A 12,252-nucleotide genomic window follows, 5' to 3' on the forward strand; every position below is an offset into this window, starting at 1 on the left:
TAGGATGTTTGATTTCAAGGAGTCCGGGTATATTGTGTAGTGTAAACGATAATCAAGCAGGAGGGTTTCTACATGGGTAAGAAAATTGCAGTTGTATTAACAGATTACTTTGAGGATGTTGAATTCACCGAGCCTGCAAAAGCCTTTAAAGATGCAGGCCATGAGATCACAGTCATTGAAAATGAAGAAGGAAAAACAGTCAAAGGGAAGCAGGGAGAGGCAGAAGTGAAAGTGGATGCGTCCATTGATCACGTGAAGCCCGAAGACTTTGATGCGCTTCTCATTCCTGGCGGTTTCTCACCAGATATTTTACGTGCGGATGATCGCTACGTCCAATTCACAAAAGCATTTATGGATGATAAAAAACCAGTATTTGCAATCTGCCACGGACCGCAATTGCTTATTACAGCGAAGACGCTTGAAGGCAGAGGAGCAACTGGGTATACATCCATTCAAGTCGATATGGAAAACGCAGGCGCCAAATTCAAAGACGAAGAAGTCGTCGTTTGTCAGGATCAGCTTGTGACAAGCCGTACACCTGATGACATTCCAGCATTTAACCGTGAATCATTAAAACTGCTTGAGAAATAAACCGCAGTTATGACAGGATATAAAAAGTCAGCACCTAAAGGGGTGCTGACTTTTTCTGTGCACGATGTAGGAAACCTGCGTGTAGACTGCAAAGCAGCTTTCACATGCACCATTATTTTCTTAAGCTTTTTAGTTCGCTTGCGATGGCTTGCATTTCACTTGGGCTGAATGAAGATTTTTTCATCACCATTTGGTGAAGAAATTCAATATCTTCGTACTTATCTGGACTGAAGTCTTCGGCTTTGATGACTCCAATGTTCAGCATATTTAACTTTTGCGAAATGTCTTCAATCAGCTGATTGACTTCAGCCGCTTTTTGCTCTGACAAGGGCGGCACGTCCTTTCCTGCATATGTGTCGAATAACATGTCTATTTTAACAGAAATGCAAAAGAATAAAAGGGCTATTAAGACGAGACAGAGATGTTTTTCTCTTTTTTCTCCTGTTTGATTTTATCAATGATTCGTTTTGATTCAAATACGACAACGCCCGATAAACCGATGAGACCAATTAAGTTTGGGATGGCCATCAGTCCATTAAGCATATCTGCTACGCCCCATACGAAGTCATTTTTAAACACGGCACCGAAAAAGACAGCTATGACAAACACGATGCGATAATACATGACGTACGAATCCTTCGCTAAATATGTAAAGCATTTCTCTCCATAATAGGACCAGCCAATGATGGTAGAATAGGCAAACAAGAGCAGACCGATTGCCACAATGGTTGAGCCAACTGGGCCGAGGAAGTGAGCAAAGGATAACGAGGTCAGCGCATCACTTTTCACTGTTAGATACATATCTGCCATGACAATGGTAATGCCAGTGATAGAACAAACAATGATTGTATCAATAAACACTTGCGTCATAGAGACGAGGGCTTGACGGGCAGGCATATCCGTTTTCGCAGCCGCAGCCGCAATTGGTGCTGATCCAAGTCCTGCTTCATTGGAAAAGACTCCTCGTGCGACACCCCAGCGAATGACAGTCCCTATTGCACCACCGGCCACAGCTTGACCTGTAAAGGCATCTGAGAAAATAAGCCGTACTGCGCCTGGAACAAGATCAGCATTCATAACAAGAATGATCAGACCGCAAATGACGTAAAATAAAGCCATAACGGGTACAAAAATAGATGTAACCCGGCCGATGCTTTTAATTCCACCTAAAATCACAAGTGCCGTAAAAGCCGTAATAATGATACCTGTTACCCATGTTGGAATTTGAAAAGTGGAATTCATGACGCCTGAAATGGAATTAGATTGTACCAGGTTGCCGATCCCAAAGGCAGCACTGGCGCCGAAAACAGCAAATAGCACCCCCAGCCATTTCTGCTTTAAGCCATGCTCTAAATAATACATAGGTCCACCAGACATTTCGCCTTTTTCGTTTTTGACCCTGTATTTCACAGCAAGAACAGCTTCTGCAAACTTAGTGGCCATCCCGAAAAATGCAGCAAACCACATCCAGAATACTGCTCCAGGACCACCCGCTATAACAGCCGATGCCACACCTACGATATTCCCTGTACCGACAGTTGCGGCAAGAGCCGTCATTAATGCTTGGAAATGAGAAATATCTCCTTCTGACATTTTATCTTGTTTTGAAAAAGCGAGCTTTAAAGAATAAGGAAGTAATCTAATTTGAATGAAGAGAACGCGAAAGGTGAGGTATATTCCAGTACCAACAATTAAAATCAACAGGGGAGGTCCCCACAAAAAATTGTTCATCGTCGTGACAAACTGCTCAATTATTCCCATCTAATATCCCCCTTTGTTTGTGTAATTCTCCTAAAGTTTCTCCTGTTTTTGTGTATTTTGTCAATGGCGATGAGAGCTTTTCTTGCAAAGTTTCCAAAAGAAAAGGGACTTGATATGATGAAGTCAAGGTTTTCAAAAAGGAGTCTTAGGGAAAAGATAGGAGGAGAATGAAGAATGATTCATGTATTATTTGTGTGCCTTGGCAATATTTGCAGGTCACCGATGGCAGAGGCGATGTTTAGAAAACGAGTAGAAGATGAGGGACTGAGCGAACACTTTGTGATTGACTCAGCAGGCATTGGCGGCTGGCATCAAGGCAATCCTCCACATGAGGGAACGCGAAAACTACTTGATGAAAAAGGCATCAGCTATGAAGGAATAACTGCAAGACAAATCATGGAGAAGGATATCACCACATACGACTATATCCTTGCGATGGATGCAGAAAATGTAGGGGCACTTCGCAGTATAGCCGGCTATGGGAAACATCACTTTATTGGCCGTCTTCTTGATTTTGTAGAAGACGACGATCGAGATGATGTGCCAGATCCTTATTACACCGGGAATTTCGAGGAAGTCCATGAATTAATTAAAACAGGAATTGACCGATTTTTGACGTATGTAAAGAAAGAGAACGACCTTTAACTGAAAGGAGATCAGATGAGATGGAAAAAAAATCAAATCATGCTTCGAGGAGCAGTCATAGGAGCAGCTTGTGGTGCATTGCTCACTTTATTTCATCGACCAACAAGAATTGCACTTAAAGACAAATGGAATGACTGCCAGCAAAAGCTGGATGAATACCGCCAGGAGCCAGGCAGAATATCGGCTTGCATGAAAGAAAAGATGGAAGAAACGAAGCAGCTGATGCGAACAGTCTCAGATGATTTGTCATTTTTAAATGAGCAGGTTAATCAGTTAAAGGAAACAACCCCAAGGGTATTAGAAATTATTGAAGAAACAAAGGATCACTTTCAATCGAAATAGACAGATTGATCATTGGAGATGAGGCGTATGGGTTTTATTAAAGCGTTAATTGAACGCTTTTTGCTACATGAAGGACCGGCAAAATCTGCTGAGCTTGCGTATTTTTTCTTGCTTTCTTTATTTCCGTTTCTCATCTTCGTGTTGACACTCGTTGGGTATTTACCGCTGACGTCAAAGGATGTCTTGAATGTGATTTCTGGTTATGCGCCAGAAGGAGCGCTTTCAATGATTGAATCCATTGCCGAGCAGACGCTGAATAATCGTAATGGCGGGTTATTGTCGTTCGGGATTATTGCCGCCCTCTGGTCCGCATCTAACGGCATTAATGCTGTCGTCAGAGCATTTAACCATGCTTACGAAGTTGAGGAGAATCGTTCCTTCATTCTCGTACGTTTAACATCGATCATCTTAACGATCGCGATGGTGTTGACCATTATTTTTGCCTTGATGCTTCCTGTCTTTGGCAAAGAACTTGGTTTATTTGTCTCTAATTTAGTCGGGCAGTCAGATGCCTTTCTCACGATATGGACGGCAATGAGATGGATCATTAGTCCGCTGATCTTATTGATTGTATTTACATCCTTGTACTATTTTGCTCCAAACATCAGGCTGAAATTGAAATTTGTTCTGCCAGGCGCCATTTTTGCATCGATTGGATGGATCTTGGTCAGCATGCTGTTCTCATTTTACGTCGGCGAATTTGCCAACTACAGTGCGATGTACGGAAGCATTGGAGGAATCATTATTTTAATGATCTGGTTTTATTTAACCGGCATCATGATTATCCTTGGCGGCGAGCTCAATGCGCTTTTACATAAGCGTAAAATCGTACCAGGCAAGCTATAAAGAAATCCGGGCATCCTAAAGAAGAACGAACAAGTTCAATCTGAATGGATGGGGGAAATCACATATGTCCAAACAATCGAAAAAAGGCGGAAGCAATACGAAACAAAACAAAGGCCATCAGCCTAAGCACAAAACAAGCGGCAGTGCGAACGGGCAAAATGGATATCATTAAATGAAAAAAACTCCTCTGCAATAGGTGCAGGGGAGTTTTTAGCTTACGATCGTCTATATCGCTTAACTATGGTTTTGCATTGATGGACCCATGGAAGCCATTGTCCTAAATGAGCCTCGTTCTCTTGAATTAGTTTCAATAAAGTGTCTGCATCATCTAATAGTAGTGATGCCAAAGTCAATTCTTTTGTGACAGCGTAAGTAAACAAAGGTCGCCCTCCATTTTAATGACTTTCAACCACTGCTTTCGTCCGACCGAACCGAACGCAGCAAAATACGAATAAAATGACGATGCTGACAAGGTAAAGTAAATTCATTCCTTCAAACGTTTGCACAAAGAATCCTCCGAGAACCGGTCCGAGAATACTCCCTGCGCTAAATGCCATCCCGCACATCAAATTCCCAGCAGGAAGCAGATGCTTCGGCAACAAGTCGGTCATATAGCTGATGCCAAGTGAGAAAGTTGAGCCTACAGCCATTCCAGCAATAAAGAAACAAATCGCCACAGCCAAAATCGATTGAATAAAAATCCCTGCTAATAGGAAAAAGAATGATCCAACGAGTGTGACACATAAAATGATGCGGCGTCTCCCAAACCGGTCGCTGAGCATCCCGAGAGGCAGCTGAAAGACAATGCTTCCAATGGCGAACGCAGGTAAAATAAACGCCACTGCATCTACTGTCACCCCGCTTCTAAGTGCATATACAGGAAAGTTACTATTGAGTGTCGTTTCTAAAAAACCATAGCAAAACGGCATCATAAAAGCGACCCAGCCAAATTGAAAGGCTTTCTTAAAGCGCTTCAAACTATTTGTCTGCTCTGACGTCTGCACTTCTCCTGTATCTGGATATGTATTTTTCAACACGAAAACAAGCAGCCAAATACATAAACTAACGGCTCCTGAAACAATAAAAGGCAACGATGGATTGATCTCAATCAGTGGTGTTAAAAAAGGTCCGGCAGCAAAACCGAGTCCAAAGGATAACCCGTACAATGAAATATTTCGCCCGCGATTTCTCGATGACGAAGCATAAGTTACCCACGTCTGTGTAGAGAAATGCAGCATGTGATCACCGATCCCGATCATGAGCCGCAAAAAGAACCAGACGACATAAGATTCTATAAACACAAAGCTAAACAAGCTCAAAAAGACAGCAGCGCCCCCAATGACAATTAACGGTTTAAACCCAAACCGGCGAAGCGGTGCTTCCATAAAAGGAGACGCAAGCAGTACGCCGAGATATAAGCCAGTGGCATGCAGTCCGTTTAACGTAGGAGAAGTGCCGGCATGTTCAAAAATAATCGAAATAACAGGCAGTAATGCTCCTTGTGAAAAACCAGATACGGATACAAGTAAAATTAAAATCATAAAGTGAATTCTCGACATAAGAAGCTCCTTACAAGTTCATATTTTCATCGTACAATGGAACCATAGGGGTTTCAATAGAAAGGTGGATAAGGAATGAAACTAATATACGAATCTGAACGGTGGATCGCAGGTACAGGTGACAGGCAGCTGTCTATCTCAGGGAAAGAAGAAACTGGGTACAGGCCATATCAATTGTTCACCTCAGCTATTGCAGGCTGCTTTGGAGAAATACTCATTCATGTATGCCAGAAAAAGCGAATATCCTATGAAGGGCTGACGATCATACCTGAAACGACTAGAGGAGGTACTGTAAATAAAATCACTCGCATTCATTTACATATCGTTTTTGGACACATCAGTACTTCTGATGAACAAATAAATAAAGTTCTTACACTTGCTTTGAAGCATTGTTCGATGGTGCAGTCCGTGAAAGGAAGTATTGAAGTCACCTTCTCCCACGAGCGAATCTAAATGTATATGAAGCCGGCACTCACGAAAGAATAACAGTCAGACATATGTAAAGGAGAATGGCTGTATGAATCGTTTGTTTCTTGTGATTGTCGCAATTGGTGTACCGCTTTCGGTGATTGGGAGTTTCCTTCATTTCCCGCAAGTCATCATGTTTACTGTGTATTGCATCGCGATTATTGGTCTTGCTAGTTTTATGGGAAGAGCTACAGAAAGTCTTGCCATCATAGCGGGACCTAGAATTGGTGGACTTTTAAACGCCACATTTGGAAATGCGGTGGAGTTAATTATTTCGTTTTTTGCATTAAAGCAAGGGCTGACGGCAATCGTACTTGCGTCCTTAACTGGATCAGTCATCGGTAACTTACTGCTTGTAGCCGGGCTGTCTTTTTTCGTTGGCGGATTAAAATATAAGCGCCAAGTGTTCAATGTCCACGATGCAAGGCACAACTCGGGCTTGCTTATGTTTGCCATTATTGTGGCGTTTGTCATCCCAGAAGTGTTTTCGGTGGAGATGGAAGAGGGGAGGCAATTTGTTTTAAGTATTGGAATTAGCATTGTGATGATTTTGCTTTATGTTGCAGCGCTCTATTTCAAACTGGTCAGCCACCGCGGAGTCTATGTTGCCAAGCAGGAGAGCATGGACGGGGAAGCGGAGACGGAAGAAACACCTGAATGGTCAGGTAAGTTTGCCACTTTGATTTTGCTGCTGGCGACGATTGCCGTTGCGTACATTTCAGAGCGTCTCGTTCATACATTTGATACGGTGGGAGAACAATTTGGCTGGAGTGAGCTGTTTATCGGAGTCATTATTGTGGCCATTGTCGGAAACGCCGCAGAACATGCCTCTGCTGTCATTATGGCGTATAAAAACAAAATGGATGTCGCAGTGGAAATTGCTTTTGGCTCTACGCTTCAAGTTGCGATGATGGTGGCGCCAATCCTTGTCATCAGCTCGCTATTTTTTGACAAGCAGATGCCGCTCATTTTCTCTTTGCCAGAGCTCATTGCGATGGCATCCGCTGTATTACTCACAGTCATTTTATCAAATGACGGAGATACCAATTGGTTTGAAGGCGCCACATTACTTGCTGCCTATTTCATTATGGCGATTGGATTTTTCCTTTTATAATCTTTTGTGGATAAGGGACGTCTTTGCGGAAAATACTATGGAAAATGAATGAGAAAGAGTGATGATATGAAAAAGATGCCCCGCATCATGTTTGTTGTTCTCTTATCCTTAAGTTTTCTATACAGCTCTCCGCTAGAGGCGGCGAAGCCATTTAAAGTGCCTTCCTCTGTCGCTAGTATCTCCAAGGAGAATACGTATCCGAACGCGTCACAGGATCAACCGCTGCTCCAGCCGAGCGAGCTGACAGCCGAATTATTTAAAACAACGAATGTGCCGATTGAAAATACCCATTTGATCAAAATGCTGAATGAGTCCAGCATTTCAGGGACGCCATTAGCTGTTGGTTACCGGGCGACCATTTTCCTTGGAAGATGGGCACTGAGCTACGATTCAAACGAAACGGTCGCCAACTGGGAATACAAAAAAGTAAATACGAATCACATTGATAACAGAGGCGGCAACAAAACGGCTATTGGCAAATACGTTCAAAAGCAGCAAGTAAAAGTGAGCGGCGGGCTCACAGCAAAGGTGCCAAGCCCAGAAGATGTAAAAACATTAATGATGCAAAAAGCCATTCAAAAGACAAAGCTGCCCCTCGCTTTTGACACCGTGATTGGCGCAGGAACAAAACGAGATCAGTCATACCATGTCTCCCCGAAAAAAGCAGCGTCGCTTCATGCCTATGCACCAGCGATTAATGAAAAAGGGAAGGTGACATACGGAGAAGTGTACCTTGTACTAAAAGGAAATAAACGAAAACTCGTCGTAAAAAATGTGACCTCGCAAGGAATCGGCGCTTGGATTCCTGTTCAGGATCATCTGACGTTTGGGTTTCAAGGGATGAACTAAAACAGTCATCTCCTCTTATTAAGAGAGGAGATGACTGTTTTTTGTTAATTGGATTTATCTTTTTTCCCTTTCAATTCACTTTTGTAAAAGTCAAAGATGTTATATAAATACCATGGGATGAAGAGAATGAAGATAATTGTTGTTAATATCATGAAGTTGCTGGAAATAAAACTTAGCCCAATCATAGGAATGATCATAAATCACTCAGCTCCTTAAAGAGTTGTATAAATTGTCATTCTATTTATATATTACATGTTTTTGGAAAATAAAAAAGCCGTAGTAGAAGTTGATCAAATCGAACAACTTCTACTACGGCTTCATTGTTTTATTCCCCTAAATCCACATTATGATAAACCTGCTGCACATCTTCAAGCTCTTCTAATACATCGATTAGTTTCTCGAATTGTTCTTTAGATTCATCATCTAATGTCACTTCATTTTGAGGAAGCATTGTGATTTCAGCGACAGTAAATTCTTCGACGCCGGCTTGTTTGAATGCTTCTTGTACTTGATGGAATTGATCTGGTTCAGCGTATACAATCACTGTTTCATCTTCTTCCATGATGTCACGTACATCAACGTCTGCTTCCATTAAAAGCTCAAGCGTCTCTTCTTCACTTTTTCCTTCGACACCGATGACAGCTGTTTCGTCAAACATGTAGGCAACAGAGCCGCTTACGCCCATGTTTCCACCGTTTTTCCCGAAGGCCGCACGAACATCTGACGCTGTACGGTTCACGTTATTAGTGAGGGCATCAACGATTACCATCGACCCGTTTGGACCAAATCCTTCGTAGCGCAGCTCATCGAAATTCTCTTCCGCACCGCCTTTGGCTTTTTCAATGGCACGGTCTACAATGTGTTTTGGGACACTATATGTTTTTGCACGTTCTAGGACAAAACGAAGTGCTTGGTTTGATTCTGGGTTTGGCTCACCTTGTTTGGCAGCCACATAGATTTCACGCCCGAATTTTGCGTAAATACGACTTGTACTGGCATCCTTTGATGCTTTCTTTTCTTTAATGTTGTTCCACTTACGACCCATCCTATTCACTCTCTTTCACTTAGAAAATACACAGTATGAGGGTCCCCATGCTGCATGAAATCATTCTGCTTTCTATTATACATGAATCAGTCAAGAGGATAGAAGTCAGAGGGCTGAAATGAAGAGAATTGTTAGCTGATGTGGCCAAGCTGTTCAAGCGTTTCATGTTTTTCATGAGCCCGGGTCAGCTCGTCACATCGAATGATCCTGTCATCTAATAACGTGAAAAGAGCCATGACATCAATGAAACCCTCGTCTCCGCTTGCCAGTTCCACATGTACAGTGTAACGAAAACACCCTTGCTGCGTTTCTTCATCAAATAACACATCATAAAAAGCGGGGATCTCAAGCTGTTTTGTCACTTCTTTTAATGTGGATAGATGCTTTTTAAACTCATCAAGTGTCGAAACCTTTCCATCTGTTACTTGCTGATAATCAGGTGAAAAATAAGCCTCTACTTTTTCGATATTGAATTTGATTAAAACCTCTTCATACATCTCTTTAATAAATGATAGCGCCTCTTTTTTTGTCATGAATCAACATCCTTTCTTTTATATTAACTGGTTAACTATATTTCATTATAATTAACCAGTTAACAAAAAACAATCAAAAAAAATAACCCCATCACGAATGAGGTTATTTTGCAGTCTGGGGATAAACGAGATCTTCAAGCAATTTGACATCATGCTGATGAAGTTGTTTGATCATTTCTTTTCGGACAGCGAGGGCAGCATCGAAGTATTTTTCGTCTTCGACCATTCCTTTCACTGTAATCTCAATCCCGCGGTTCAGCTTGTTAAGGCCCATAATACCATGGACTTGAAAGGGTTCGATGGCGTTTTGAAATTCATCTTTTTTGAGAAAATCATGATGCATCTGATTGAGATTGTCACAAGCTGTTTCGAGTGCTTGAAAGGCTGTGTCTGGGTTTTGATTCACACTCATTAACACAGATTCCGTTATCCGCATGTAGTGTATGTTATAGTTTTGAATTTGCCGGATGTCTCCATTAGAAATGGTTAACAGCTTGCCGCTCCATTCTCTAATTTGCAAAGAGCGGAGACCAATCTCTTCAATCGTTCCATTAAAGAGGTTATTCACTGTTACATAATCCCCTTTATGAATCTGACGTTCATAGATGAGAAAAATCCCTGCTAAAATATCGCGAATCAGCGTCTGGGCGCCAAAACCGATGACGATCCCAGCAACACCAGCACCCGCAAGAATTTTTCCGAAGTCATGAAAGAAGAGAGAGATGACATAGAACACAAAGCAAATCGAAGCAGTGTATTTCGTGACAGACTTGACCAAGCTCTCGATCGTTTGCTTCTTCTTGTCCTCTATAAACTCCGTTCGCTTAAAGAAAATTTGAAGTGCCTTGTTAATCATAAAGACGGCAAGCCAAAGAATGAGTCCAACAAGGAGAATTTCAATGTATTTGTTCTTGATTATTGTTAGAAAAGTATCGTCCATCTATCGGTTACCCCCTGGCTGTACGAGAAGTAAAATCAACATCTTGATAATAGCTGTTTTTCACAAGAACATTCGGACCGAGGCATTGTACGCTTGGGCAATGACAATTCAGCTCTTTCGCCAATTTTGTGTCCATCCAGCGTGAATAAGCAGATTGTAATGTATCGTTAGCGATGTTTCCAAGTGGCGGTGTATCACCAAAGTCTGTCACAATAATATTCCCATCAAAAATATTCACATTCAAACGTGAGCGACCGTCAGGGTCATTTCGTACCGTGATATTTTTCTCCTGGCGTAATCGCTTGAGGAGGCGCTGGTCTTCTTCATCTGTGCTGCAAGAATAAAATGGCAATGTGCCAAACAGCATCCATGTATCTTGATCACGAATATCAAGCAGCTGATGAATCGCATCACGCATTTGCGGAAGCGTCAATGATTCAAGGGCGCTGGCAAAATCACTTGGGTACATCGGATGCACTTCGTGGCGCTGGCATTTCATTTCCTCCACGATTTGCCGGTGGATGTGTTCCATATATGGAAGTGTGCGCTTATTGAGCATGGTTTCAGCGGATACGGTAACACCGGCTTTCACAAGTGCCTGGCTATTTTCAATCATACGGTTAAATAGTTTCTCACGCTGCTCAAAGGTTGGCTTTCTGTCCATCATTGCAAAGCCGACCGTAGCAAACTCTTCAACAGTTCCCCAGTTATGTGAAATGTGAAGGACATCCAAGTATGGAATGATCTCTTCATATCGAGCCAAATCAAGTGTTAAATTTGAATTAATCTGTGTTCGGACGCCGCGTTCGTGGGCATACTTTAATAAAGGGACCACATATTCTCGCACCGATTTAAGAGAAAGCATCGGCTCTCCGCCTGTAATACTGATTGAGCGCAGAAGCGGAACTTCATCTAAACGGCGAAGCAGTAAATCAAGCGGCAGTGCATTCGGGTCTTTAGGCTGCAAAGTATAGCCGACCGCGCAATGCTCACATCTCATGTTACACAACGTCGTGGTTGTAAATTCAATATTTGTCAGCTTCATCTCTCCGTAATCCTGCACATCGAGATAGGCTTCCCAAGGGTCAAATGCAGGTGTAATCGGACGAAGTGCTGTTTTTTGGTTCATGGTATCTATCTCCTTTTCATTCGGGCAAACGTAGACCCGCCAACAGTTAATTTTAAGCCCCATCACCGTTATACGCAAGTGGGGCATCATTGATTTACAAAGGAAAAAAAGATAAGCTAGAAACAAATGCTAAAGGGAGTGTACCTATGGGCAAGGCAGTAGACAACAAAGAACAGCAGGTTGATTATTTAAAGAACCGATTAGATATGTTTATGAATGTGATTGATTCATTAGATCCTGAATCCACAGACGTTGAGGATATAGACAGACTGATCCAGATGATTGATGACCTAGAAGCGAAATATGAGCGGTTTAAAACCGATTGGAAGGAAGAATAGCTCGCGCAGTGCGGGCTTTTTTCTTTAAATTGGCAGGTGATTCAGTGTATGAGTCTCGGTCTAATTCTGCACAATAGAAGAAAAACAGGGAA

15 protein-coding genes are annotated in these 12,252 nt (G+C 42.2%); 8 read left to right on the forward strand and 7 right to left on the reverse strand.

Annotated elements, in window-relative coordinates; genetic code table 11:
- Window positions 1-72: 72 nt before the first annotated feature.
- Complete coding sequence (locus tag C5695_RS03775) at window positions 73-591, forward strand: type 1 glutamine amidotransferase domain-containing protein (RefSeq protein WP_117729322.1); 519 nt, start codon at window positions 73-75, stop codon at window positions 589-591.
- Window positions 592-703: 112 nt separating this feature from the next.
- Here C5695_RS03775 and C5695_RS03780 read toward each other — a convergent pair whose 3' ends face one another.
- A complete protein-coding gene (locus tag C5695_RS03780) occupies window positions 704-919 on the reverse strand; it encodes a DUF1128 domain-containing protein (protein ID WP_034323493.1) in 216 nt (71 codons plus the stop codon).
- Between the two features lie 77 nt (window positions 920-996).
- Window positions 997-2,352 carry an alanine/glycine:cation symporter family protein gene (locus C5695_RS03785; RefSeq protein ID WP_117729325.1) on the reverse strand — a complete coding sequence of 452 codons (1,356 nt, stop codon included), beginning with the start codon at window positions 2,350-2,352 and terminating at the stop codon, window positions 997-999.
- A gap of 174 nt (window positions 2,353-2,526) precedes the next feature.
- On the opposite strand from C5695_RS03785, the gene C5695_RS03795 reads away from it, so the two are divergent.
- The 3 genes from C5695_RS03795 to C5695_RS03805 are packed head-to-tail and all read left to right on the forward strand — an operon-like array spanning window position 2,527 to window position 4,185.
- The gene (locus C5695_RS03795) at window positions 2,527-2,997 is read left to right on the forward strand and encodes a low molecular weight protein-tyrosine-phosphatase (protein ID WP_117729330.1); all 471 of its coding nucleotides are present in this window, start codon (window positions 2,527-2,529) and stop codon (window positions 2,995-2,997) included.
- 15 nt (window positions 2,998-3,012) lie between these two features.
- Complete coding sequence (locus C5695_RS03800) at window positions 3,013-3,339, forward strand: YtxH domain-containing protein (protein ID WP_117729332.1); 327 nt, start codon at window positions 3,013-3,015, stop codon at window positions 3,337-3,339.
- Window positions 3,340-3,366: 27 nt separating this feature from the next.
- Window positions 3,367-4,185, forward strand: a complete 819-nt coding sequence (locus tag C5695_RS03805) for a YihY/virulence factor BrkB family protein (protein WP_117729334.1) — start codon at window positions 3,367-3,369, stop codon at window positions 4,183-4,185.
- Window positions 4,186-4,580: 395 nt separating this feature from the next.
- Here the strand turns inward: C5695_RS03805 and C5695_RS03810 are convergent, their stop codons facing one another.
- A complete protein-coding gene (locus tag C5695_RS03810) occupies window positions 4,581-5,744 on the reverse strand; it encodes an MFS transporter (protein ID WP_117729336.1) in 1,164 nt (387 codons plus the stop codon).
- A 75-nt stretch (window positions 5,745-5,819) separates the two neighbouring features.
- Here C5695_RS03810 and C5695_RS03815 point away from each other — a divergent pair, with 75 nt between their 5' ends.
- The 3 genes from C5695_RS03815 to C5695_RS03825 all read left to right on the forward strand — a co-directional run bounded on the left by C5695_RS03815 (window position 5,820) and on the right by C5695_RS03825 (window position 8,175).
- A complete protein-coding gene (locus C5695_RS03815) occupies window positions 5,820-6,197 on the forward strand; it encodes an OsmC family protein (protein WP_117729338.1) in 378 nt (125 codons plus the stop codon).
- A 64-nt stretch (window positions 6,198-6,261) separates the two neighbouring features.
- Window positions 6,262-7,326 (forward strand): calcium/proton exchanger, encoded by a 1,065-nt coding sequence (gene cax, locus C5695_RS03820; RefSeq protein ID WP_117729340.1) that lies wholly within the window; start codon window positions 6,262-6,264, stop codon window positions 7,324-7,326.
- Between the two features lie 66 nt (window positions 7,327-7,392).
- A complete protein-coding gene (locus tag C5695_RS03825; RefSeq protein WP_117729342.1) occupies window positions 7,393-8,175 on the forward strand; it encodes a YfkD famly protein in 783 nt (260 codons plus the stop codon).
- 325 nt (window positions 8,176-8,500) lie between these two features.
- Here C5695_RS03825 and C5695_RS03830 read toward each other — a convergent pair whose 3' ends face one another.
- The 4 genes from C5695_RS03830 to yfkAB form a co-directional block, all read right to left on the reverse strand.
- Window positions 8,501-9,220, reverse strand: coding sequence for a YebC/PmpR family DNA-binding transcriptional regulator (locus C5695_RS03830; protein ID WP_117729344.1), 720 nt, complete (start codon window positions 9,218-9,220; stop codon window positions 8,501-8,503).
- Between the two features lie 131 nt (window positions 9,221-9,351).
- Window positions 9,352-9,753, reverse strand: a complete 402-nt coding sequence (locus C5695_RS03835; protein WP_117729346.1) for a nuclear transport factor 2 family protein — start codon at window positions 9,751-9,753, stop codon at window positions 9,352-9,354.
- 103 nt (window positions 9,754-9,856) lie between these two features.
- Window positions 9,857-10,693 (reverse strand): mechanosensitive ion channel family protein, encoded by an 837-nt coding sequence (locus C5695_RS03840; RefSeq protein ID WP_117729348.1) that lies wholly within the window; start codon window positions 10,691-10,693, stop codon window positions 9,857-9,859.
- A gap of 7 nt (window positions 10,694-10,700) precedes the next feature.
- Window positions 10,701-11,822: a radical SAM/CxCxxxxC motif protein YfkAB gene (gene yfkAB / locus C5695_RS03845; RefSeq protein ID WP_117729351.1), complete on the reverse strand. Its 1,122-nt coding sequence runs from the start codon at window positions 11,820-11,822 to the stop codon at window positions 10,701-10,703.
- A 146-nt stretch (window positions 11,823-11,968) separates the two neighbouring features.
- On the opposite strand from yfkAB, the gene C5695_RS03850 reads away from it, so the two are divergent.
- On the forward strand, window positions 11,969-12,160 hold the full coding sequence (locus C5695_RS03850; protein WP_117732997.1) for an SE1561 family protein: 192 nt from the start codon (window positions 11,969-11,971) through the stop codon (window positions 12,158-12,160).
- The last annotated feature ends 92 nt before the right edge of the window (window positions 12,161-12,252 follow it).

Origin of the sequence: Bacillus pumilus (assembly GCF_003431975.1) — a bacterium.
Lineage (GTDB): Bacteria > Bacillota > Bacilli > Bacillales > Bacillaceae > Bacillus > Bacillus pumilus_N.

Bases quoted from the DNA above. Each gene is read 5' to 3' on its own strand.
- C5695_RS03775 (WP_117729322.1), top strand. From the start codon at position 73: ATGGGTAAGAAAATTGCAGTTGTATTAACAGATTACTTTGAGGATGTT.
- C5695_RS03840 (WP_117729348.1), bottom strand. From the start codon at position 10,693: ATGGACGATACTTTTCTAACAATAATCAAGAACAAATACATTGAAATT.
- C5695_RS03785 (WP_117729325.1), bottom strand. From the start codon at position 2,352: ATGGGAATAATTGAGCAGTTTGTCACGACGATGAACAATTTTTTGTGG.
- cax (WP_117729340.1), top strand. From the start codon at position 6,262: ATGAATCGTTTGTTTCTTGTGATTGTCGCAATTGGTGTACCGCTTTCG.
- C5695_RS03830 (WP_117729344.1), bottom strand. From the start codon at position 9,220: ATGGGTCGTAAGTGGAACAACATTAAAGAAAAGAAAGCATCAAAGGAT.
- C5695_RS03800 (WP_117729332.1), top strand. From the start codon at position 3,013: ATGAGATGGAAAAAAAATCAAATCATGCTTCGAGGAGCAGTCATAGGA.
- C5695_RS03850 (WP_117732997.1), top strand. From the start codon at position 11,969: ATGGGCAAGGCAGTAGACAACAAAGAACAGCAGGTTGATTATTTAAAG.
- C5695_RS03835 (WP_117729346.1), bottom strand. From the start codon at position 9,753: ATGACAAAAAAAGAGGCGCTATCATTTATTAAAGAGATGTATGAAGAG.
- C5695_RS03805 (WP_117729334.1), top strand. From the start codon at position 3,367: ATGGGTTTTATTAAAGCGTTAATTGAACGCTTTTTGCTACATGAAGGA.
- C5695_RS03810 (WP_117729336.1), bottom strand. From the start codon at position 5,744: ATGTCGAGAATTCACTTTATGATTTTAATTTTACTTGTATCCGTATCT.
- C5695_RS03825 (WP_117729342.1), top strand. From the start codon at position 7,393: ATGAAAAAGATGCCCCGCATCATGTTTGTTGTTCTCTTATCCTTAAGT.
- C5695_RS03795 (WP_117729330.1), top strand. From the start codon at position 2,527: ATGATTCATGTATTATTTGTGTGCCTTGGCAATATTTGCAGGTCACCG.
- yfkAB (WP_117729351.1), bottom strand. From the start codon at position 11,822: ATGAACCAAAAAACAGCACTTCGTCCGATTACACCTGCATTTGACCCT.
- C5695_RS03815 (WP_117729338.1), top strand. From the start codon at position 5,820: ATGAAACTAATATACGAATCTGAACGGTGGATCGCAGGTACAGGTGAC.